At 59.4% G+C, this 21,846-nt stretch carries 20 protein-coding genes and 3 pseudogenes; 10 read left to right on the forward strand and 13 right to left on the reverse strand.

What is annotated here, in order from left to right; translation table 11 throughout:
- Positions 1-51 precede the first annotated feature (51 nt).
- The gene (locus tag BM216_RS24865) at positions 52-681 is read left to right on the forward strand and encodes a TetR/AcrR family transcriptional regulator (protein WP_177230900.1); all 630 of its coding nucleotides are present in this window, start codon (positions 52-54) and stop codon (positions 679-681) included.
- A 15-nt stretch (positions 682-696) separates the two neighbouring features.
- Positions 697-1,236 (forward strand): RidA family protein, encoded by a 540-nt coding sequence (locus BM216_RS24870; protein WP_244530313.1) that lies wholly within the window; start codon positions 697-699, stop codon positions 1,234-1,236.
- Between the two features lie 158 nt (positions 1,237-1,394).
- Here the strand turns inward: BM216_RS24870 and BM216_RS34710 are convergent.
- Positions 1,395-1,682 (reverse strand): annotated as a pseudogene (locus BM216_RS34710) (type II toxin-antitoxin system ParD family antitoxin).
- 132 nt (positions 1,683-1,814) lie between these two features.
- Entirely contained in the window at positions 1,815-2,702 is an 888-nt protein-coding gene (locus BM216_RS24880) for a LysR family transcriptional regulator (RefSeq protein ID WP_093001926.1), read from the reverse strand.
- Positions 2,703-2,809: 107 nt separating this feature from the next.
- On the opposite strand from BM216_RS24880, the gene BM216_RS24885 reads away from it, so the two are divergent.
- From BM216_RS24885 to BM216_RS24895, 3 genes are read left to right on the forward strand one after another with little or no spacing between them, the layout of a single operon-like run.
- Positions 2,810-3,643 (forward strand): enoyl-CoA hydratase/isomerase family protein, encoded by an 834-nt coding sequence (locus BM216_RS24885; RefSeq protein WP_093002034.1) that lies wholly within the window; start codon positions 2,810-2,812, stop codon positions 3,641-3,643.
- Between the two features lie 15 nt (positions 3,644-3,658).
- On the forward strand, positions 3,659-4,054 hold the full coding sequence (locus tag BM216_RS24890; RefSeq protein ID WP_093001927.1) for a nuclear transport factor 2 family protein: 396 nt from the start codon (positions 3,659-3,661) through the stop codon (positions 4,052-4,054).
- A gap of 12 nt (positions 4,055-4,066) precedes the next feature.
- Positions 4,067-4,468, forward strand: coding sequence for a carboxymuconolactone decarboxylase family protein (locus tag BM216_RS24895; protein WP_093001928.1), 402 nt, complete (start codon positions 4,067-4,069; stop codon positions 4,466-4,468).
- Between the two features lie 206 nt (positions 4,469-4,674).
- Here BM216_RS24895 and BM216_RS24900 read toward each other — a convergent pair whose 3' ends face one another.
- Positions 4,675-5,775, reverse strand: coding sequence for an aldo/keto reductase (locus BM216_RS24900; RefSeq protein WP_093001929.1), 1,101 nt, complete (start codon positions 5,773-5,775; stop codon positions 4,675-4,677).
- Between the two features lie 99 nt (positions 5,776-5,874).
- On the opposite strand from BM216_RS24900, the pseudogene BM216_RS24905 reads away from it, so the two are divergent.
- A pseudogene (locus BM216_RS24905) lies at positions 5,875-6,790 on the forward strand (LysR family transcriptional regulator).
- 189 nt (positions 6,791-6,979) lie between these two features.
- Here BM216_RS24905 and BM216_RS24910 read toward each other — a convergent pair.
- From BM216_RS24910 to BM216_RS24955, 10 genes and pseudogenes are all read right to left on the reverse strand, one after another.
- The gene (locus BM216_RS24910) at positions 6,980-7,411 is read right to left on the reverse strand and encodes a hypothetical protein (protein WP_210217065.1); all 432 of its coding nucleotides are present in this window, start codon (positions 7,409-7,411) and stop codon (positions 6,980-6,982) included.
- 185 nt (positions 7,412-7,596) lie between these two features.
- Positions 7,597-7,764 (reverse strand): annotated as a pseudogene (locus BM216_RS24915) (plasmid stabilization protein); the annotation flags it as partial.
- A gap of 149 nt (positions 7,765-7,913) precedes the next feature.
- Positions 7,914-8,639 (reverse strand): SDR family oxidoreductase, encoded by a 726-nt coding sequence (locus BM216_RS24920; RefSeq protein ID WP_093001930.1) that lies wholly within the window; start codon positions 8,637-8,639, stop codon positions 7,914-7,916.
- 37 nt (positions 8,640-8,676) lie between these two features.
- Positions 8,677-10,311, reverse strand: coding sequence for an FGGY-family carbohydrate kinase (locus BM216_RS24925; RefSeq protein WP_093001931.1), 1,635 nt, complete (start codon positions 10,309-10,311; stop codon positions 8,677-8,679).
- Positions 10,312-10,382: 71 nt separating this feature from the next.
- Positions 10,383-11,114 (reverse strand): SDR family oxidoreductase, encoded by a 732-nt coding sequence (locus tag BM216_RS24930; protein WP_093001932.1) that lies wholly within the window; start codon positions 11,112-11,114, stop codon positions 10,383-10,385.
- A gap of 40 nt (positions 11,115-11,154) precedes the next feature.
- Positions 11,155-12,141 carry an ABC transporter permease gene (locus tag BM216_RS24935; RefSeq protein ID WP_093001933.1) on the reverse strand — a complete coding sequence of 329 codons (987 nt, stop codon included), beginning with the start codon at positions 12,139-12,141 and terminating at the stop codon, positions 11,155-11,157.
- Entirely contained in the window at positions 12,131-13,633 is a 1,503-nt protein-coding gene (locus BM216_RS24940) for a sugar ABC transporter ATP-binding protein (RefSeq protein WP_093001934.1), read from the reverse strand. Before BM216_RS24940 ends, BM216_RS24935 begins: the two co-directional genes overlap by 11 nt.
- Before the next feature lie 67 nt (positions 13,634-13,700).
- A complete protein-coding gene (locus BM216_RS24945) occupies positions 13,701-14,612 on the reverse strand; it encodes an ABC transporter substrate-binding protein (RefSeq protein WP_093001935.1) in 912 nt (303 codons plus the stop codon).
- 105 nt (positions 14,613-14,717) lie between these two features.
- Positions 14,718-15,602, reverse strand: coding sequence for a helix-turn-helix domain-containing protein (locus tag BM216_RS24950; RefSeq protein ID WP_093002035.1), 885 nt, complete (start codon positions 15,600-15,602; stop codon positions 14,718-14,720).
- 345 nt (positions 15,603-15,947) lie between these two features.
- Positions 15,948-16,994, reverse strand: a complete 1,047-nt coding sequence (locus BM216_RS24955; protein WP_093002036.1) for an NAD(P)-dependent alcohol dehydrogenase — start codon at positions 16,992-16,994, stop codon at positions 15,948-15,950.
- Between the two features lie 394 nt (positions 16,995-17,388).
- Between BM216_RS24955 and BM216_RS24960 the strand changes: the two genes are divergently transcribed.
- The 4 genes from BM216_RS24960 to BM216_RS24975 all read left to right on the forward strand — a co-directional run bounded on the left by BM216_RS24960 (position 17,389) and on the right by BM216_RS24975 (position 21,846).
- Positions 17,389-18,867: a sugar ABC transporter ATP-binding protein gene (locus tag BM216_RS24960; protein ID WP_093002037.1), complete on the forward strand. Its 1,479-nt coding sequence runs from the start codon at positions 17,389-17,391 to the stop codon at positions 18,865-18,867.
- A gap of 55 nt (positions 18,868-18,922) precedes the next feature.
- On the forward strand, positions 18,923-19,927 hold the full coding sequence (locus tag BM216_RS24965; protein WP_093001936.1) for an ABC transporter permease: 1,005 nt from the start codon (positions 18,923-18,925) through the stop codon (positions 19,925-19,927).
- Between the two features lie 84 nt (positions 19,928-20,011).
- Positions 20,012-20,998, forward strand: a complete 987-nt coding sequence (locus BM216_RS24970) for a substrate-binding domain-containing protein (RefSeq protein WP_093001937.1) — start codon at positions 20,012-20,014, stop codon at positions 20,996-20,998.
- Between the two features lie 74 nt (positions 20,999-21,072).
- Positions 21,073-21,846 carry an SDR family oxidoreductase gene (locus BM216_RS24975; protein WP_093001938.1) on the forward strand — a complete coding sequence of 258 codons (774 nt, stop codon included), beginning with the start codon at positions 21,073-21,075 and terminating at the stop codon, positions 21,844-21,846.

The following is a 21,846-nucleotide window of genomic DNA, read 5'->3' on the forward strand; positions in this document are numbered from 1 at the left end:
CTTGCTGATTAGAGAAGGCGGAGGGCTGTCGCGACTGACATGTCAAATTCAATGAAAGCGAAGCTCGCAGCGGAGGATGCGCAGGTGGGGTCGACAATCGCGATCCTCGATGCTGCCGAAGAGGTTTTCGGCACTCATGGTTTCGATGGCGGAAGCATGAGGGAGATTGCGTCAATTGCAGGCATCGCGCAGTCACTCCTGCATTACCATTACAACAACAAGGGCAGACTGTATGAGGCCGTCTTCGAACGGAGAGCTCACGTAATTTTAGACGTCCGCACGCGTCAGTTGCAGGAAGTAATTGCACGGAGCGGAACTCTAGAAGACGTTTTGCACATCCTTTTTCAGCCACTTCACAAGCTGCTGAAGGAGAAGCGGGGGAGGCTCAAATTCTACGTGCAAATGCTCGCTAGCGTCACGATGTCTACGGATGATCGATCGCTCCACATTGTGAAGAAATTCTACGACCCATCCGCCGAGCACTTCATACGAGCTCTGAAGGCTGTTCATCCAAGCCTAGGCGAGGATGAAGCTATATGGGCTTACCTCTTCGCAATAGGAGCCCGCATGCAGGCACATTCTCCAACCGGTCGGGCAAAGCGCTTAGGCGCTTCAGACGATCAAGAAAAGCCCTACGAGCTCCTTGTAAACTTCGTCGCTGGCGGAATTCGGAACCTCTAGCAGGGGCTCTAGAGAGTGAACTCCGCTTTTGATCTGAGTTGCGAATGTGTGGGCGTGATGCCGACAATCGAGGTTCAGGACTACATATCCACCATGCCCGTGCGGGACGACTTGCCGGACAGTCGTGCCCCCGTATCTCAAGTAGGAACTGCCGAACAAATGAACCGTGAAATCATCATTCCCGACGAAATGCGTGAAATCGTCTCCCGGGCCGGATATGCACCGGCCGTAAAAGTCGGCGAGACCATCTATGTGGTCGGACAGGTTGGCCGCACGCTGGATCTCGAAGTCATTGAAGATCCGAGAGAGCAGTTCAGGGCCATGTGGGAAAACCTACGCATCGTACTCAACGCAGCAGGTTGTACCTTTGACGATGTCGTTGAGATGACCAGCTATCACGTTGCCATGTCGAAGCACATGAATGTTTTTCGGGAGGCCAAGAACGATGTCTTTCCGAAAGGAACCTACGCCTGGACCCGTATCGGGGTTTCAGAGCTGGCTCACCCAGGCCTACTTGCGGAAGTGAAGTGCGTCGCCGTGAAGCGACAGCACTGAACCCCGGCAGAAGGTGATTTAACCAAAGCTAGCAATACGCGTGGCTCTGCCAGAATTAGCTATTTGGACGGGCGAAAGGAAGCGGAAGCGTCGAGAGCTCTCCCTCCTCGGTGTCCGCGGCCATAATCGTCGGACGGCGGCGACAAGCAGCAAAGCCTTCATCCACCCACCAGCGTCTTGTGCCCGCGTTGCTTAGGCACGTTGCGGCTGCTATCGACTCGCGCGGTTGCTGCAGCAAACAAATCACCCGCTGAGCGGCTCCCAACACCACTTGCGATGCCGTCGTCGACAAATCGCTGCATCTCGGCAATCCTGTCCGTGCGGGTCCGGTCTCTGGGGATCAAATCTCTGACGTAATCGCTCACGTTTTAATATCGACCCGTCTTGGCTTGTGCTTCGACCCAGTCCTTCATCGGATCCGGCAGTGATACATTCATAGTTGCCATGAGTGTCTCCTTGATGCCTCAGAATACGCAAACGGTGGCAAAGTTTGTCTATCGGGCTGTGATCCAGTCATTAAGCCCTTGATGGGGAACGAACCTCTAGCCTATCGATGCTGCCTCCGCTACCTCTCTACATTATCTGCGAATTGCATCCAGAAACGCCTTGGCCGCGGAACTCATGTGGCGATTGCGATAGTAATAGAGATAGAAGCCCGGATAGGATGGTGACCAGTCCTCCAGCATCGGAAGCAACTCCCCAGCATCGATCATCGGGCGCAGCCTATGCTCCGCCCATAGCGCGATGCCCATGCCTTTGCGCGCCGCTTCCACCGCCATCTCACGGTCATTGATGATAAGGCCACCGGAAACCGTAATCGTCATCGGCACTCCGTCCCTGGCGAATTCCCACGCATAGACCTCATCAACCTCACCTTGCCGCCAGTTGATGCATTTATGGCGCAGCAGATCGCTCGGCTCCAACGGCCGTCCGTACCGCTCGATATAGGCGGGCGATGCAACAGGGATCTGCCGCAGGGAAGGTCCGATCGGGACCGCAACCGTATCCGGATGAATATATTCGCCAAGCCGAACGCCAAAATCATATCCCCCCGCCGAAATCTCCTCAAAACTGTCATCGAGCCGAACGTCGATGGTCACGTCTGGGAAAGCGTCGGTGAATGAAGGCAGGATCAGCGCGATATGGTCCACGTAGGCGATGCGCGGCGCCAGTATGCGCACCATCCCCATCGGTCTTTCCCGGCGATCATCCAGTTCGTGCGCCGCAGTCTCCAGCTCGGAAAAAGCCGATTGCAATCGCACGAGCAGGCGCGCGCCAGCATCGGTGAGCGATACCGATCGCGTCGTCCGATGGATCAACTGAACACCAACCTCACCTTCGAGCCGCCGGACAATCTGGCTCATCGCAGACGCACTGACACCGAAGGCAGCGGCCCCAATTCTGAAGCTGCCTGCCTCGGCCACGGCAACAAAGGCTTCATAGTCCTTCAAACGAGTGGATCGCACGCATTATCCATCCTGCACGACATAATCCATGAAGAATATACTCGATTGTTTACGCAGTCTACGGAGCCTAGTTTCAGGTCATCCACTGAGAGATGAGGTTTTTCACTGTGACCGAGACTAATTACTCGACGTTCAAGATCGACGCCGATGTCGGCGTTGCGACTATCACATTCAACAACCCTCCGATCAATCTCGTCTCGCCGGCGATGATCAGCGAACTGACCCGCCTTTTTGACGAGATGAAAGGCAACAAGGAGATCCGGGTTCTGGTCTTCCAGAGCGCCAATCCCGACTTTTTCATCGGCCATGCCGACCTTAACCTTTTCCTCGGCGCGCGAAACTCGGTTCCGGCCAAGTCAACTGCGCTCAATCCGCTACAGACCCTGCTTGAGACCCTGCGCACGCTGCCCCAGGCGACCATCGGCATGCTCGACGGCCGCGCGGTGGGCATCGGACCGGAATTCCTGACCTCCTGCGACATGGCATTCGCATCGGAGCGTTCGGTCATGATGCAGTTCGAGGTCGCCATGGGAGTTCTTCCCGGGGCAACCGGATCTCAGCGGCTGCCGCGACTCCTGGGCCGCATGCGTGCCCTCGAGGTCATCCTCGGATGCGATGAGATCACGGCCGATGTCGCCGAGCGTTACGGCATGATCAATCGGGTCGTGCCGCAGGCTGAACTGGCCGAGTTCGTTAGCCGTCTCGCGCGTCGCATCGCGTCCTTCCCAGGCTACGCGATCACGCTCAACAAGGTGGCCGTCGATGCCGCCGATCATCTCCCGATCCACGAGGGCCTTCTCGAAGAAACCCATACGCTGAACCAGACGCTGGTCAGCGGCGAGGCACAGCGTCGGATGAAAGCCTTCCTCGATATGGGCGCTCAGACAATCGAGTTCGAAAAGCGCCACTTCGCCGCAGCGCTCGACAAGCTGCAGGCATAAAGCGAGGAGAGAAACATGACCGATAAACTTAAACCAAGGCAGGCGATGCAGAAGCTGGCAGACGATATCTCGGCCGGCAGATGGCAAGACCTGCATATGATCTATTCGGAAGACACCGAAGTGCGCCACCCGCAGGCACGCGACCAGAGCGCACTGCTCAACGGGCGCGACGGCCTGAAGGCGCATTTCGAACGCTTCTTCTCGACAGGTGTGTCGCTTAAAGCCACACCGATCCATTTCCACGACACGACCGACCCGGAGGTCGTCATAGGCCAGTTCACTTATCACGGCCGCAACGGGTTCGGCATGGATCGCTTCGATCTCGAAGCCTGCTTTATCTGGCGCGTCCGCGACGGCCTTGTCATCGATACGACGGACTTCCTCAGCCAGCCGCTGGCGCCTCGCAATTAATCGGAGATCACTATGAGCAACACCATCAATCCTGATCAGACGACCGCCGAGCGCCGCAAGCGTGGCGACGAGATCGTCAGTCACCTGACCGACGGCGCGCCGCGTCCAGCATCGCTCGATGCGCTCGAGCGCGACTACCCTTTCCTCTCCAACGCGGTTTCCGCATTCGCCGTCGGCGAGATCTTCGATCGAACGGTGCTCGACATCCGCACCCGCCAGTTGGCACTTTGTGCCGCCTTCGCCGCCCTCGGACTTACGGACTTTCTCAAGATCCATGCCGGCTATGCCCTCAACCATGGCGCGACGGAAGACGAGCTGAAGGAGATCGTCAACCTGACCATCATTCCAGGCGGCTTCCCACGCGCAATCATGGCGTCGCAGGCGCTGTCGCAAGTCTTTACATCGCGATCCTGACTGGGATGTGCCCGAACGCATCAAAAGTGGCGACATCGACCAGATTGAGTTTTCCGGCGGCATACTCGGTGGCCTGGGAATATGGGCGGTTTATCCAGACGCCAGCACCTTCCAGGACGATTGCTGGCGCTTCTCGATATCTTGAAAGACCGTGTTACCGACCCACCGCGCGGAGGCTCCTGCAAATAGTGCAGGTGTGAGACGTTTCAGGGCCTCTTGAAGCGCGACACCTTCATCCCGCCAAACAGCATTTCGCTCGGCAAATTGAAAATGAAGTAAGGGTTCAATGGGGCCAGTGCGCTTACCGTATCGAGTCGATCGCGCTGTTGCTCGCTCATTTGCAGAGAAAGGGCGGTGAGATTGCTTGTCACCTGTTCCGGCCTAGTGGCGCCGAGGAGGAGCGAACTCATTCCCGGCTGGCGCAGGACCCAGTTCAACGCGACCTGAACCATTGACACACCAAGGTCTTCCGCGATGTCGCGCACCACGTCGACGATGTCGAAATTCCTTTCGGTGAACAGCATGCCGCCATAGGGATTGGCGCCGTTTAACCGCTCCTTATCCTCGTTCGTTGTTTCATCGGACCTGTTGGGCACGGTCGCTTCCCGGGCGGCCTCGCTGATCTTGTCGCGACCGTATTTTCCGGTCAGAAGCCCGCCCCCGAGCGGGCTCCAGGGCATCACGCCAAGCTCGAGCTCGTGGGCCATGGGAAGCAAATCCAGCTCGACGCCGCGTTCGACCAGTGACCACGCATATTGCAGTCCGATCGGACCCGGCAGCCCATGGGCGGCCGCCAGAGTGGCGATCTTCGCAACATACCAGGAAGGTTTATTGGAAAAGCCGTAGTAGAGGATCTTGCCCTGCGAGACCGCGTTCGAGAGCGTGTGCAGCACCTCTTCGGCAGGCGTTGTCTGGTCCCAGACATGCACCCAATAGAGGTCGATCCGGTCGGTGCCGAGCCGTTTCAACGAGCCTTCGATCCCCGCCCGAATGTTGAAGGCACCATTGCCCCCGTGCATGGGATGTCCCTCCGAACGCGAAAACCCGGACTTGGTGGAGACGACGATCCGGTCACGCAAACCGCTTTCAGCGAGAAACCGACCGAGCATCTTCTCGCTCTCGCCGCCGCTATAGACATCGGCCGTGTCGACCACGTTGCCGCCCGCCTCGACATAGCGGTCGAAGATCTCTCGTGCCGTCTTCTCCTCGGCACCCCAGCGCCCTGCCCCGAATGTCATCGTACCCAGCGCCAGCGGGCTGACGATTAACCCAGAGCGGCCAAAGCTGCGGTAATCGGTCATCTGCATGCGTCATCTCCTGCATTGTGTTTCAGCAGGAATTTAGTTCGTGGCGTCTATGTGGATTAGGGGCTGGTCGAGCGATGAGCTCTTGAGTAAATTTCATAAATGATCAGACAGTCACTCAACGATCTCGCTGCCTTTGCTGTCATCGCAAGAACCCGCAGCTTTACGGCCGCGGCTGCGGAACTGGGGGTGTCCACTTCGGCACTCAGCCACGCCATGCGTGGCCTGGAAGAGCGTCTCGGCGTGCGTCTTCTGGCCCGGTCCACCCGCGCTGTCGCTGCTACCGAAGCGGGAGAAGCGCTGCTGGTACGGCTTGGCCCGGCACTGGAAGAGATCGATGCGGGCGTATCCGCGCTTGCCGACTGGCGCGATGAGCCCGAGGGCGTGCTTCGCCTGACAACCTTCCACTGGGTCGCGTCGACCTTCCTGGCGGAACGGCTTCCTGCCTTCCTTGCTGCACATCCCCGCATCACGGTGCAGGTGACAGTGGACGATGGTTTTCAGAATATCGTTTCGGGCGGCTTCGACGCCGGCCTACGTTTCGGGGATGACGTCGAGAAGGATATGATTGCAATCCGGGTTGGCCCGCCACTCCGCCATATCGTCATTGCCACGCCTGCCTACTGGGAAAGACATGGTCGTCCGCAGCATCCTCGAACTCGGCGAGCATCGCTGCGTGGCATACCACAATCTCAGCGATGGAACGGTCAGTCCCTGGGAGTTCGAAAAGAATGGTAAGGAGCTACGCCATCGCGTGAACGGCCAGCTGATCTGCAATTCGTCAGATCTCGCACTCGCCGTTGTTCGTCGCGGCGAATGCGTCAGCCTTCACATGGAAGAGGATGTCAGGGAAGATCTAGCGTCCGGTTTGCTTGAGCAGGTGCTGGAAGACTGGTGCCCGCCTTTCGCCGGGATGCATCTCTACCATTCCAGCAGGCGTCAGATGCGGCCGCCGCTGCGGGCTCTGATTGACTTCCTGAAACGCGATGGGACGAGGAACGGAACAGTGCGGTCTTGAAAGGACTCGACCCGTGGACCCTGTCGCTTGGCCGATGCGTTCTCGCCGGCTTTCCGTGTGCGGGCAATCATTTGCTTTGGGAACGGCTGAAATCGGCGGCAGCGGTCCGTCCGCCTCTGGGACGCAGCGCATTGAAGCGCTGCGACGCCAGCGCCACGCACCGCGCTTCGGAAACGGAGATCTCCACCTTCAGGAGCGCGCTCCCAATACCGTCGCGATAAAGGCGCGCAGGTCAGCCAGCATCAGTTCCGGCTCTTCCAGCGCGGCGAAATGCCCGCCCCGCAGCATATCTGTCCAATGCACGATGTTAAAGGTCTTCTCCGCGAACGAGCGCGGCGGCGGCAAGAACACCGGATCGGGGAAGGCCGCAAAACCAGTCGGCACCTGGATGCGGGTGCCGGCCGGAAGCGTCAGCGAATCCTCAAACCGGGTGCCGTAGTAGATCCAGGTTCCAGTTACGAACGATGTCGGCGCGATGTAGAGCATGATGGTGGTGAGGAGTTCCTCCTCGGAAAACTTGCTCCAGATGTCGGGGGCGCCATCGGCGGTTGTCGGAAGGTCGGCCCACTTGCCGAACTTTTCGAGTATCCAGCCCGCCGCTCCGATCGGGCTGTCGGCCATCGCGACGCCAAGCGTCTGCGGACGGGTTGCCTGCTCGTGAAAATAGGCGCTCTCCCAATCGGCGATCGCGGCCCACTTGGCGGCGAAAAGACTTCTCCTCGTCGGTCGTCGGAGCGGCATCCCTCGCACACACGGTCATCATGTTGATATGGATGCCGAGCAGAGCGTCCGGTCGATCATGCGCTGCCAATGGCCGCGAGCAATGATCCGAGTTTCACGCGTCCAACTGGACGAACAGCGGCTTCAAGAATGTCGCGAATTTCGGCTTCGGTACTACGGCCGTGGTGAGCTGCTCTTGCGCGTAACGCCCGATGCGTTTCATCAGAGATGTTTCGAATGGTGACCGCTGCCATGGACATTCTCGTATCTACCGTCTTGGCGCGATATCAATATAAATAAAATGATATGACTCTTCAGGTCGTGCTCGGAAGGAAGGAAGAAACCTCCTTCTAAGCTCTTGAACGGATCCGGATCGCTGATCTTTTGGTCGCAAGCAACCGGTTCAAACAGCGAGAAATCCCCCATCGACGGCGAGAACAGCACCATTGACCATCGCCATGTCAGATGACAAAAGCGCGATAATCGCAAGGGCAACGTCACCCACCTCCGCGAAGCGTCCGATCGGGTGGCGCACCATCATCGGCTCGGACTTTGCCGGATCACTCCATGCGACAAGCGCAAGTTCCGTCAAGGTGATCGTCGGCGCGACCGCATTGACCCGAATTCCATGCGGCCCGAATTCTTTCGCGAGAACACGAGTAGCGCCTTCCAGCCCTGCCTTGGAGGCGGCATAGCAAAGGTGTTCAGTAAAACCGCGATGACCGGCGATCGAGGTGATATTGACGATCGCGCCACCCCCGCCGGCTGCCACGCGGGCGCGACCAAATTCCTGGCATGTAATAAGGGCTGCGCGCAGGTTGATGCCCATCACGGCTTCGTAACCGGCCTCGGTCATGTCGAAGCTCGATTCCAGCACATTAGTACCGGCGCTGTTGATGAGGAAATCGGCGGTACCGGCTTCTGCCATCGCCCGACGTGTCGCGGCCGGGTCAGAGAGATCGACTGCGACGGAGCGCCCACCGATTTCCTCACGCAGACTTTCGAGATCGGCCGCGGTGCGGCTTAGTGCGATGACTTCCGCCCCTTTTGCAGCCATGCTTTTTGCACAGGCCCGGCCGATACCCTTGCCGGCGCCGGTGATAATGACGGATTTTCCCGAGAACTGCATGAATGTCTCCTCCTGTTATCTGTAGAGCGGCCCTGGCTCAGGCTGAACCTGTGGCTAGCAAGGGCTGGATGTCGCCGCGGATCTCGCGGGCAAGTTTCTGCGTGGCGAGAAATGCCTTATAGCGGGCCTCGTGAAGCGCGTGGACGACTTCTCCAGCAGGCTCACTGCGCCCTGCAACCGAAGACATGGCCGGCATCGCGGTGCGCAGATCGGGATAGATCCCCGCCGCGACAGCCGCAAGCATCGCCGAACCGAGAAGCACCGGTTCGGGGCAGGCTGTCACTTCGACCGGGATGCGGGTTGCATCCGCAAGGATCTGGCGCGTCAGCGGATGCGTGCCGGCCCCTCCGGACACCGAGATGGACGAGATCGATACCCCGCTTGCCGCCTGGGTGTCGATGATCTGGCGCAAGCCGTAGCCGAGGCCGCAAAGTCCGGCGACATAGAGCGCCACGAGACTGTCCATGCCGTTTTCCATGCCAAGGCCCATAATGACCGCCCGCGATGACGGATCGGCAAAGGGCGCACGATTGCCGAGGAATTCCGGCACGACCTGTATCTGGCCCGCCAGATGCACGGCATTCGACGCGTTACCGGCAGCGTCAAGGGCATGCCTCGCCAGCCATTGCGGCAGGCCAAGGCCTTGTGCCCTCGCCTCTTCCAGCGCCCTTGCAGCATGGGGATGCAGGCTCAGCAACTGATCGATCGCTGCCCCGGCTGCAGACTGCCCGCCCTCGTTCAGCCACATGCCGGGTACCATTGCGGAATAGTAGGGGCCCCAGACGCCGGGGACGAAGCTCGGTTCAGCCGTTGTCGTCATGGTGCAGGAGGACGTGCCGAAGACATAGCCCAGACAGGAAGACGCATCCTCAGAGCCGCCACGCGCTGCCACGGTGCCGATCCCACCGGCATGGGCGTCTATCAGCCCGGCAGCAACCGCGATGCCGGGGCGCAAGCCCATCACCTCAGCAGCCTCTCGGGCGAGGCCGCTACCGAGCGGCGTGCCGGGATGGACGATCCTCTGGCCGATACGACGAAAACCCTCGTCGGCCAGATCTCCGAGACCGATCGTGCGAAAATAGCTTTCGTCCCAGCGGTCTTCATGGGCGAGATAGGTCCATTTGCAGGTGACGGTGCAGGATGATCGCTCAAAGGCGCCCGTCGACTTCCAGGTCAGGAAGTCCGTCAGGTCGAAGAAGTGCTGCGCATCTGCATAAACCTGTGGTCGGTTCTCCTTCAGCCACAGGAGTTTCGGTGTTTCCATTTCCGGCGAGATGACGCCGCCGACATAGGAGAGGACCGAGTGCCCAGTGGCGTTGATCCGCCGCGCCTGTTCAATCGAACGGTGGTCCATCCACACGATGATGTCGCGCTCGGGATGATCGGCATCACCGACACCGGCCGAGGCACCCTGGACAACCAGAGAGCAGGTCGCATCGAAGCCGAGGCCGGCGACGAATGCCGGGTCGATGGCGGCCATGGCGATGGCATCGCGAATAGAAGCGCATACCGCTTCCCATATCTGTGTGCTTGATTGCTCCACGTGGCCGTGGTCATCGCGGAAGATGGTGATGTCGTGCTTGGCCGAGGCCAGCATTGTGCCTTTTGCGTCGAACACACCTGCCCGCGCCGAACCCGTGCCAACATCGACGCCGATAAAATAGCTGTCCATACCATCCTCCATTCGACTGCAGTCGCCGCGCCAGCCATCCAGTTGGCGCGACGGTCATTTTCAAGGCGGCCTTAGACGCGATCGAAATTGGTCGGCAGCACCAGCATGTCGCGGATCGTCACGTTGCGATTGCGGGTCAACATGTATTCCACCGCGTCAGCGACTTCGCCAGGCTCGATAATGCTGCCGGATTCCTTCGCCTTGCGCAGGTTTTCCTCTGGCCAATCGGCCAGCAGCGCCGAGAGCACGGGACCGGGCGATACCTGACCGACGCGCACGCCATGCGGGATCATCTGCCGGCGCATGGTCTGTACGAAGCAGGTCACTGCCCATTTCGAGCCCGCATAGACGGGTTCCCAATAGGTGGGAAAATGGCCGGCAATGGAACTGGTGACGATGATGTCGCCGGTCTTACGCTCGATCATGTGCGGGGCGACGGCATGGACGTTCTTCATCACGGCATTGATGTTGAGATTGAGCATGCGGTCGATTTCCTCGGCCGTCGTCTCGGTCAGGTCGCCGCCGATATAGGTGCCGGCATTGCAATAGAGAATGTCGATATGATCGACCTTCTGCAGAATTTCAGGGACCATCGCGGCGCAGCTTTCGGCATCGAGCAGGTTGGTGACCTGCGCGATAGCCTTGTCACCGAGCTTGGCCACCAGATCGTTCAGTGCCTTCTCGTTCCAGTCGACCATGACGACCGTGCAGCCGTTGGCCAAAAGTTTTTCCGTGGTCGCAAGGCCTATGCCCGAGGCGGCGCCGGTAATGACGGCAATCTTGCCTTCGAGTGATTGAGCCATGTCTTTCTCCTGTGGGTTTGAAAATGGATAGAGGGATAGGTCAGCGCCATTCGCGGGCGATGTAGATGGCAAGCAGAATGATGAAGCCGCGGATGATGTCCTGGAGGTAGGGGTTGATGCCCATCAGGTTCAGGCCGTTGTTGAGGATGCCGAGCAGGATGGCGCCGATCAGCGTACCGAGGATGAGGCCGCGGCCGCCCGCGATCGCCGTCCCGCCAAGCACGACGGCGGCAATGGCATCCAGTTCAAACCCGACGCCTGCATTCGGCTGGCCCGACATCAGCCGGCCGGTCAGGATGATGGCCGCAAGACCCGCCGTGAGGCCGGAAATGACATAGACGGCGATTTTGATGCGGCCGGTCTTAATGCCGGAGAGCTTTGCAGCCGTCTCGTTGCCCCCGATCGCATAGACATGGCGACCGAAGGCTGTTCGCTCGAGAAGTATCCAGGCGAGCGCATAGATGATCACCATGGCGATGACGGGAACCGGAATGATGCCGATGCGACCAACGCCGAACCAGGAAATCCAGGAAGGCAGGCCCGAGATAGGATAGCCGCCAGAATAGATGAGGCCGGCGCCACGGGCGATCCCCATCGTGGCGAGCGTCACGATGATGGCCGGCATGCGGCCGAAGGCCACCAGCAGCCCGTTAAACAAGCCAAGCCCGATGGCGATGCCGACGCCGGCAAGAAGAGCCGCCCAGCCCGGCAGGCCGAGGTTAACCATGAACCCGGCAGCCATTGTCCCCGCCAGAGCCATCAGCGCCCCGACTGAAAGATCGATGCCGCCGGTCAGAATGACGAAGGTCATGCCAACGGCGAGGATGGCGACGATCGAGACCTGTCTGAGGACATTGAGGATGTTCGAGACGGAAAAGAAATTGTCCGACGCGAAACCCATCAGGATCGAGACGACGATCAGGCCGGCCAATGGCAGCGCCAGAGGCGAGTGGATGAGCGATTTCCAGAACGGTGCGGCTGTTGGCTCCGCCTTGCCGCCGGTGATGGCGTCCGCATCATGCGACATGTTGTGTCCTCCCGGTTGTTGCATGGGTCATGATCTGTTCGGAGGTGATCGCATCGCCTTCTACGGTTGCGACGATGCCTCCTGAGCGGAACACGCAGACCCGGTCGGACATGCCGATGACTTCCGGCAATTCCGACGAAATCATGATGATGGAATAGCCCTGGGCAGTGAAATCGCGCATCAGCTGGTAGATCTCCGCCTTGGCGCCGACATCGATACCACGGGTCGGTTCGTCGAAGATGAGCACTTTCATGCTATGGTTGATCCAGCGGGCGATCACGACCTTTTGCTGATTGCCGCCTGACAGCGTATCGACCCGCGCATGTGGGCTGGGCGCCTTGACGCGTACCTGCTGCATCGCCTTCCTGGTGTCTTCAAGCTCGCGGGCGCGGTTAATGAAGAAATGGCCGAGAAGATATTTGCCATAATTGTTGAGCGAAACATTCTGCAGGATGGGGAAGCTTGTGATCAGCCCCTGTTCCTTACGGCTTTCCGGAAGGAGGCCAATGCCGGCGGCCAGCGCTTCGGCCGGGTCGGCAAACCTTATCTCAATGCCGTTCATCCGTAGCTTGCAGCGCGTGGCGGGGTAGGCGCCCAGCATGGCGAGTGCCGTTTCCGTGCGGCCAGAGCCAACCAGGCCTGCAAAGCCGAGGATTTCGCCGGCACGCAGAGTGAAGCTCGACACTGGACCGCCCTTGGCGAGCTGCACCTCTTCGACGTCGAGCACCGTCGCTGCTTCGGCAGATATGAGTGGCTTGGCCGGAAAGCTGCTCTCGATCCGCCGACCGACCATCATTTCAACGAGCCGTGCCTGATCGACTTCGCTGACGGCACAGGAGGCGACATATTCGCCGTCGCGCAGGATGGTGATCCGGTCGCAGATCTCGAAGATCTCCTCCAGGTGATGAGAGATGAAGATGATCGCCACGCCCTGGGCGCGCAGACCGCGCATGACGTGGAACAGGTGCTCGACTTCCGCCGGTGTCAGCGTCGCTGTCGGTTCGTCGAGCACGAGAATACGGGCATCGAGTGCTAGCGCCTTGGCGATCTCGACGAATTGCTGTTCGGCGACGGAAAGCACTCTGATCGGCACGTCTAGCCGTATCGATACGCCGAGCTGCCGCATGATTTCGGCAGCGCGCTTGCGCATGACGGATCGCTTCATGAAGCCGAGGCCGTTGCTCAACTCGCGTGCGAGGAACATGTTCTCGACGGCATTGAGATATGGAACGAGCGAAAATTCCTGGAAAACGACACCGACGCCCGCTTCAATCGCCTCGTTATAGTCGTTGAAATTGCGGACCTTTCCGTCGATCCGGACCTCACCTTCGCTCGGCTTTATCAGCCCGCAGAGAATTTTCATCAACGTCGATTTGCCGGCGCCGTTCTCTCCGAGAAGCGCGTGGACCTCGCCTGCGTTGACGGTGAAATCCACGCCATGCAGAACCTCAATTTGGCCGAAGCTTTTCCTGATGCCTTTTAGCTCGAGCATTCATCCCTCCCGTTGTTGATCTGGAAAGTCACCCCCGCCCTTTCGGGCGAGGGCGCTCGGGAGGCGCTTACCAACTGAAGTCGGCAGCGTTTTCGGCGGTTACGGGGCGAACATCGATCGGCACTTCCTTCGGCACGACACGGGCGCCCCATTTCTGGGCGAGCGCCATAGCAAGCCCGACGCGCACCTGGTCACGCGGGAACTGCGCGGTGGTCTGGATGAAAGGCGTGCCGTCGGCGATTGCCTTGACGGCTTCTGGTGCACCATCGACCGATGTCAGCTTCACATCGCGACCGGAACCCTGGATGGCGGCGAGCGCACCCATGGCACCACCGTCATTGACCGAGAAGATACCTTTCAGGTTCGGGCGCGACTGAAGCATGTTTTCCACGACGCCGAGCGCGATCGAGCGATCCTGGCGACCGTTCTGCGTATCGACAAGCTTGATGCCGGAGAACTCGGCAAGCGCTTCCTTGCAGCCTTCGACACGCTGCAGGATCGGAACCACCGGAATGCCGTCGAGGATCGCGACCTCGCCTTCCCCCTTCAGCGCCTCGCCCAACGCCTTGCACGACTGGTAACCGGCATCCTTGTTCTTCGATCCAACGAACGTGTCGACCGGACCATTGGCATTGGCATCCACGGCGACGACGATGACATCCTGAGCCTTGGCAGCGTTGACCGCGGCCTCCACGCCGGCGGAATCCGTCGGGTTGAGAAGCAGAATGTCGATATTCTGCTGCAGCATGTCCTCGACGTCGGAGATCTGCTTGGCGACGTCATGGGCGGCATCGGTGACGATCACTTCCGCGCCAAGAGACTTGGCCGCCTCGTCGAGCGCTTCCTTCATCGAAACGAAATACGGATTGTTCATTTCCTGGAACGTCATGCCGATCTTCAGCTTGCCTTCCTGCGCCAAGGCAGAGCTTGCGGTCAGCGCGGCGACGGCGATCGACAATGCAGTCAATGTCTTCTTCATCTCAGTCTTCCTCCCTGTGGACGGCGACAGGCAAAGCCTGCCCGTTTCCGGAAAGCACCATGCTTTCCGAATTGTTTTCCCTAAGCGGGTCTTCGATTATCTCGTCTATTCGGCGGCTTTGAAGGCTCCGTTCGCCGCGAAAGTCGCACGGAATTGCGAGGGCGACATTCCCTTTAGTTTTTGGAAGTGCCGGTTGAAATTGGAGAGGTTGGAAAAGCCGGTCTCGTAGCAGATCTCGGCTATCTTGACCTCGGGCCGGGTGGTCAGCGCTAGGCAGGCAAGATCGACCCGAAGCTGGTTCTTGTAGCGAACGAGGGTCGTGCCCGTATGGCGCTTGAAGGCGCGAGAAAATGAACTGGGGCTGTGGCCGACAAGGCCTGCCAGATTGCGCTCATCGATATCGTCGGTCAGATGCTCACGAAGATGGGCGATGGCGCGGTTGATGCCGCTCTCGTTGATATTCGTCAGATCAAGCTCGTAGCTGAGGCTGGCCAGAACCTCGGGATCCGGGGCGGTCGCCAGAACATCCAGTATTTCCCAGAACAGCGACAGACGTTTCAATCCGCGCGCCTCGATCAGTTGCTGGATCAATGGTCGCACCGCATCGCTGGTCGCCATATCGAAGAGCAGGCCGCGATGACTGCGCTCAAGCAAAGGAGCAATGGCCTCCATCTCGGCCATTGCGGCCACGCTGTCGGCAATGAACTCTTGGGAAAACTGTATGACCAGCGAGCGTGCCGGGACGACCTCGTCCGGTTCGATTTCGGAGATCCAGTTTTGCGGCAGGTTGGGGCCGGTCATGATCAACTGGCCGGGTTCAAAACGGCCGATGTGGTCGCCGATATAAAAACGCCCTGAAGTCGCTACGACGAGATGGATTTCAAATTCCGGATGATAGTGCCACCGCACGGTCCGGAACGGATAGCCATGGGTCCATGCAGCGAAGGACTCGCCCTTGCGGATATGGACCAGTTCCAGGTCGGGTTGCACAGCGTCTCCTCCTCCGAGCGCATGATCCGCGGCAAAAATCTGCAAACCTCCCATTTTGCAAATTTCATCGCTACGGCTTTAGATAAGCACTGATTTTTGGGAGTTTCCACATCACGGTATCACTTAAACTGATACTTTTTTGACGCCTTCAGGGTGCCGCGTGCCGCTGCTTGAGTGGCATCGGACAATGCGCACCAATCTTTGGGTGATCAGACGCAGCAGCCGGATTGGTGGTGCCATGCGGTAGTCTTCACAGAAGATCGCAAAAAAAGCGGCCGGGGACGCATGATCTCGACTGTCGATCACATCCATCCCCGGCCGCTTTTGCGAACTGGCCAGACTTCCCTAAGCCTCGGCGTTACCCATAAGGATCTGCAGCTTGACGTCCGACGGGTTGCCGGCAGCGGCCCTTTCGAAGGCCTCGATGCTTTTGGCGAAATCGAAGGTCTCGGTAATCAGCGGGTTCAGGTCCACCTTGCCGGATGCAATCAGCTGCAGCGCGCGGTCGAAGATGTTGGCATAGCGGAAGACCGTCTCGATGCGGATTTCCTTAGCAATCGCGCCGGCCACATCGAATGATACCTTTTCCACCGGCAGACCAACCATGACGATCGCCCCACCCGGGCGGACGAGGTCAAATATCCCGTCATAGGCTTTTGGGCTGCCGCTGGCTTCGAACACGACGTCTGCCCCCCAGCCTTCGGTTTCCCGGGCGATCACTTCGGCGAAGCTCTCGTTCCCGATATTGACCGGCGTGATCCCGGGATACTGGGCGGCAATCGCGAGTTTCGGTGCGCTGAAATCGGAGATGAAGACGCGGCTGCAGCCACCGGCGAGTGCTGCGAGCGCCACCATGATACCAATCGGGCCGCTTCCGATTACTGCCGCGACATCACCGGGAGCAATGCGGGCGCGTGCGGCTGCCTGCATGCCGATGGCGAAAGGCTCAACCATCGCGCCTTCCGCGAAGGAAACGTTATCAGGAAGTTTGTAGGTGAATGCGGCGGGATGAACGACATAGGGCGTAAGGACGCCATGAATCGGGGGCGTCGCCCAGAAGCGGACGCTGGGGTCGACGTTATAGATGCCAAGCTTGGACGCGCGCGACGAAAGGTCCGGTATGCCCGGCTCCATGCAGACCCTGTCGCCGACCTTGAAACCCGAAACGGCCGAGCCGACTTCTACCACGGTTCCCGCAGCCTCGTGGCCAAGAACCATCGGTTCGCGCAACACATAAGGCCCGATTGCGCCATGCGTGTAGTAATGCACGTCGCTGCCGCAGACGCCAACCGTATGAATTTCGATCTTGAGTTGCGAGGGGCCGACCTCGAGCGGGAGCTCGATCTCTCTGAGGGCAAGAACGCCTTTTTCTTCAAGTACCAGGGCCTTCATAGGATGTTCCTCCTGCTCGATGGGCGCCGTTTTGCCGCGCCGCGGTGACGCCAGATCCAGCGCCTCAATCGTCGTAGGAATAACGACCGAATTGAAAAAGAAAAGTGCTCTGCAGCAATATTTGCAGCGCGGGAATGCTTCTTTCAGGTCCTTCCGCCACAATTGCGGAGGTCTCCAATAAGAGTCAATAATTGCATTATATGTCTGATATTTAATAATAAAATCGAACTATCTCCCAATCGTGATGAACGATATATCCGGCAGTCGGATGTTGTGTTGACATTTGTCGAAAACTGCCTGACAGTTGTCACATGAACATCACTGGAGGGCGATGGTTGTCGAAGTGGCCGATCAATTGTCCATCCGGACAGTCCGGTCGTCGGAGGAAATTTACGTGGAATATCTGCTCGAGGTGGAAGGTCTGAAGAAGACCTTCGGCGGCGTTGCCGCATTGCGCGAAGGGCGCTTCAAATTGGCGCCCGGCTCCGTGCATGCGTTGTGCGGCGGCAATGGCGCCGGCAAGTCGACCTTTCTCAAAATCCTGATGGGCATTCATCAGCGCGATGCCGGTTCCATTCGCCGGCGCGGTCAGGAAGTAGAGTTCTCCAGGCCCGCGGACGCGCTTGGCTCGGGCATAGCCATCATCGAGCAGGAATTGAGCCCGGTCCCGCACATGACCGCGGCGGAAAATATCTATCTCGGGCGCGAACCGTCCGGCCGTTTCGGCGGCGTCGATTTCAAAACGATGAACCAGAATGCACAGAAGCTTCTGGACCAGCTGGAGTTCGGCATCCGTCCCAACCAGTTCATGATGAACCTCTCGGTAGCTCAGATGCAGCTGGTCGAGATCGCCAAGGCGCTCAGCCATGATGCAGAGGTGATCTTCATGGACGAGCCGACTTCGGCGATCGGCGAGAAGGAAGCGCAGCAGCTCTTCAAGACCATTGAACGCCTCAAGGCGGCGGGCAAAGGCATCGTCTATGTTTCCCATCGCTTGTCGGAGATCTTCCAGATCGCTGACGCTTATACGGTGTTCCGCGACGGTTCTTATGTCGGCAGCGGCAATCTCGCCGATATCGATCGGCCCAGCCTGATCAAGATGATCGTCGGCCGGGAACTCGGCGAGGAATACATAAAGACCAACACTCCGACGGAAACCGAAGGCTTGGAAGTCAGCGGATTGACCTCCGCCGGCAAGATCGACGACATCTCGTTTTCGGCCCGCAAAGGCGAAATATTCGGTATCTATGGCCTGATGGGTTCCGGCCGCTCGGAGATTTTCAACTGCATTTTCGGCCTCGACCGCTTGGATCGCGGCGAGATCAGAATCGACGGCAAACAGATCAAGGTGCGCAAGCCGGCGGATGCCATGGAAGAAGGGCTCGCCTTCGTCACCGAGGACCGCAAGCTGACAGGCCTCAATCTCTCCGACAGCGTCAGAGGAAATATCGCGCTCGCCAGCCTGCCGGAACTCAGCCCGAACCTGATCATGAGCCGCCGCGGCGAGCAGGCTGCCAGCAAGCAGATGATCGAGAGATTCGCCATCAAGGCTGCGCGCGACACGATGTCGGTCTCCGGCCTTTCGGGCGGCAATCAGCAGAAGGTCGTGCTGGGCAAGTGGTTCCTGCGCAAGCCCAAGGTGCTGTTGCTCGACGAGCCCACGCGCGGTGTCGATGTCGGCGCCAAGCGGGAAATCTACCGCATCATCTGCGAATTCGCCGAGGCCGGTGGAACCGTGGTGATGATTTCATCGGAAATCGACGAGGTCCTCGGCATGTCCGATCGCATCCTCGTCATGCGCAATGGCCGTTCAACGGGCATTTATCCGCGCTCTGAAACCGACGCACAAGCGCTCGTGCATCTTTCGACATGATCGGATTTGACGCCCGTTTTTCTACACGAGATCGGCATGGGAAGAGGTAAGAACAGTGTCCGCCACAGAAAATAAGCCGGCAACCGCCTGGTTCGGTTCGGATAACCGCAGATTGCTCATTCAGGAATACGGCATCTTTCTCGCCTTCCTGCTGCTGGCATTTATCCTCTCGGTATCGAACGAATACTTCCTGACCGCCGGCAACATTTCGAACGTCCTGCTGCAGACCTCCATCAACGGAGTGTTGGCGATCGGCATGACCTTCGTCATCCTGACGCGCGGCATCGATCTTTCGGTCGGCTCCGTGGTGGCACTTGCAGGCATCGTCAGCGCCAGCCTCGCAACGACATCGGCGACCGCCGGTGTCGCAGGCGGCCCCTACCCTGCCGTGATCGCATTCGCGACCGGAATTCTCGTCGGTCTTGCCTGCGGCATCGTCGTCGGCCTGATCGTCTCGCGCTTCTCCGTTCCAGCCTTCGTTGCCACGCTCGGCATGCTGTCGGCGGCGCGTGGCCTGACGCTGATCTACGGCGGGGGCAGGCCGGTTCCGGCACTCATTCCGGACTTCCGCTGGCTCGGTACCGGCAACATTCTCGGCGTGCCGATGCCGGTCGTGGTGCTCGCAATCGTGTTCGCCGTCTCCTGGTGGGTGCTCAATCGCACGCGCTTCGGCCGCTACATTTATGCCGTCGGCGGTAATCCGCATGCAGCCGTGACTTCAGGCATCAACGTCACCCGTATCAAGTTCCTCGTTTACTGCATCTCCGGAGCGCTCGCAGGACTTGCCGGCATGATCCTCGCCGCGCGCACGGGCTCCGGCCTGCCACAGGCCGGCGTGGCTTACGAGCTCGATGCCATCGCAGCTGTCGTCATCGGTGGCACCAGCCTCTCGGGCGGCGTTGGACGCGTCACGGGAACGCTGATCGGTGCCCTGATCATCGGCGTCATGAATAACGGCCTCGATCTGCTCGGCATCGAATCCTACTACCAGCAGGTCCTGAAAGGCGCCCTGATCGTCGGCGCCGTCATGCTGGACCAGAAACGCAATCAGGGTCTCTGACCCGAAATCCATTCGGATCACTGATCGGTCCGACATGTACCGCGCGTCAAAACGGCGACCGGACATCCCGAGGAGGAGAAGATAATGAAGAAACTTTTGCTTGCTCTCGTTGCCACTGCGGCGATGATTTCTGCGCCGGCCATGGCCCAGGAAAAGAAATTGAAGATCGGTGCCACGACCTATGGTCTCAATGCCGAGTTCATGCAGATCTGGTCTGCCGCGCTGAAGCAGCATCCGGCCGTCAAGAGCGGTAAGGTTGACGTCACCGTATTCGACGGTCGTTACGACGCGCTGGTCCAGCAGGAACAGTTCAACACGATGATCACGCAGAAGTTCGACGCGATCATTTTCGTACCGATGGACATCGAAGCCGGCGCGACTGCCGTTCAGATGGCACATGACGCCGGCATCCCGGTCGTCGGCTCCAATGCCCGCGTCAACTCCGACCTCCTGACATCCTATGTCGGCTCGAACGACGTGGAAGCCGGCCAGCTCGAAGCCAAGGCCGTTCTGGACAAAATGGGCTGCAAGGGCAATGTCGTCATTATTGAAGGTCCGATCGGCCAGTCCGGCCAGATTCAGCGTCTCGAAGGCAACGAGAAGGCGCTGGAAGCATGCCCGGACGTCAAGGTTCTGGAAAAGCAGACCGGCAACTGGTCGCGCGCCGAAGCTCAGACACTGATGGAAAACTGGCTGACAGCGCATCCGGGCCAGATCAACGGGATCATCGGTCAGAACGACGAAATGGCCCTCGGCGCGATTGAGGCCATCAAGGCTGCCGGTCTCAAGGTCGAAGACTTCGCGATTGCCGGCGTCGACGGCGTGACCGATGCGATCAACGCGGTCAAGCGTGGCGAAATGGCTTCGATCCTTCAAGATGCCAATGCACAGGCGCAGGGCGCTCTCGATGTCGCCATCAAGGCCGCCAACAAGGACTATCAGCCTGAATCGGACATTTGGACCCAGTATCCGGACATGAAGTGGGCCGATGGCGCCGAGAAGGACTATCTCGTGCCGTGGACCCCGGTCTCTGCCGAAAACGCCGACAAGCTTCTTGAATCCCGCAAGTAATTCACTCTGCTTCCGATCCAAGGAAGGGGCGGTCATCGCCGCCCTTTCCGCCTCCGTCGCAAAGGCTTGAAGACATGACTGATACTGCCCCCCAGATCGACCTCAACTTCCCCCTCACCGGCAAGATTGCCGTCGTCACGGGCGCTGCTTCCGGCATCGGTGCTGCAATCTGCGACGCGCTGACCGAAAAGGGCGCGACCGTCGCGGTGCTCGACCTTAACCCCGAACTGGCACAGGCCAAGGCTGCGGCGCTCGGAGGGACGGCGAAATCCTTCGTCTGCGACGTCTCGCAGCCGGCCTCGGTCAACAAGGCGATCGCCGATGTCATCGCCGCCTTCGGCCGGATCGACATCGCGGTCAACAGCGCGGGCGTCGTTTTCCTCGCTCCTGCCGAAGACCTGCCGCTCGACTACTGGGACAAGACGATCGATATCAACCTCAAGGGCACCTTCCTCGTCACCCAGGCGGTCGGTAAGGCGATGATCGCGGCCGGCAACGGCGGCAAGATCATCAATCTCGGCTCGCAGGCGGGAACCGTCGCCATCGAGGAGCACGTCGCCTATTGCGCGTCGAAATTCGGCGTTATCGGCATGTCGAAGACATTCGCGGCCGAATGGGGCAAGCACGGCATTTGCGTCAACACCATTTCGCCGACCGTCGTGCTGACGGAACTCGGCAAGAAGGCCTGGGCCGGTGAGAAGGGCGAGAACGCCAAGAAGCGTATCCCGACCGGCCGCTTCGCCTACCCGCAGGAAATCGCAGCCGCAGCCGTATTCCTGGCGTCCAGCGGCGCGGACATGATCAACGGCGCCGATCTTCTGATCGACGGCGGCTACACCATTCTCTGA

The organism is Rhizobium sp. NFR07, from assembly GCF_900111905.1.
Lineage (GTDB): Bacteria > Pseudomonadota > Alphaproteobacteria > Rhizobiales > Rhizobiaceae > Neorhizobium.

Bases quoted from the DNA above. Each gene is read 5' to 3' on its own strand.
- BM216_RS24865 (WP_177230900.1), top strand. From the start codon at position 52: ATGAAAGCGAAGCTCGCAGCGGAGGATGCGCAGGTGGGGTCGACAATC.
- BM216_RS24890 (WP_093001927.1), top strand. From the start codon at position 3,659: ATGACCGATAAACTTAAACCAAGGCAGGCGATGCAGAAGCTGGCAGAC.
- BM216_RS24895 (WP_093001928.1), top strand. From the start codon at position 4,067: ATGAGCAACACCATCAATCCTGATCAGACGACCGCCGAGCGCCGCAAG.
- BM216_RS24900 (WP_093001929.1), bottom strand. From the start codon at position 5,775: ATGCAGATGACCGATTACCGCAGCTTTGGCCGCTCTGGGTTAATCGTC.
- BM216_RS24910 (WP_210217065.1), bottom strand. From the start codon at position 7,411: ATGGCCGACAGCCCGATCGGAGCGGCGGGCTGGATACTCGAAAAGTTC.
- BM216_RS24920 (WP_093001930.1), bottom strand. From the start codon at position 8,639: ATGCAGTTCTCGGGAAAATCCGTCATTATCACCGGCGCCGGCAAGGGT.
- BM216_RS24925 (WP_093001931.1), bottom strand. From the start codon at position 10,311: ATGGACAGCTATTTTATCGGCGTCGATGTTGGCACGGGTTCGGCGCGG.
- BM216_RS24930 (WP_093001932.1), bottom strand. From the start codon at position 11,114: ATGGCTCAATCACTCGAAGGCAAGATTGCCGTCATTACCGGCGCCGCC.
- BM216_RS24935 (WP_093001933.1), bottom strand. From the start codon at position 12,141: ATGTCGCATGATGCGGACGCCATCACCGGCGGCAAGGCGGAGCCAACA.
- BM216_RS24940 (WP_093001934.1), bottom strand. From the start codon at position 13,633: ATGCTCGAGCTAAAAGGCATCAGGAAAAGCTTCGGCCAAATTGAGGTT.
- BM216_RS24945 (WP_093001935.1), bottom strand. From the start codon at position 14,612: ATGAAGAAGACATTGACTGCATTGTCGATCGCCGTCGCCGCGCTGACC.
- BM216_RS24955 (WP_093002036.1), bottom strand. From the start codon at position 16,994: ATGAAGGCCCTGGTACTTGAAGAAAAAGGCGTTCTTGCCCTCAGAGAG.
- BM216_RS24970 (WP_093001937.1), top strand. From the start codon at position 20,012: ATGAAGAAACTTTTGCTTGCTCTCGTTGCCACTGCGGCGATGATTTCT.
- BM216_RS24975 (WP_093001938.1), top strand. From the start codon at position 21,073: ATGACTGATACTGCCCCCCAGATCGACCTCAACTTCCCCCTCACCGGC.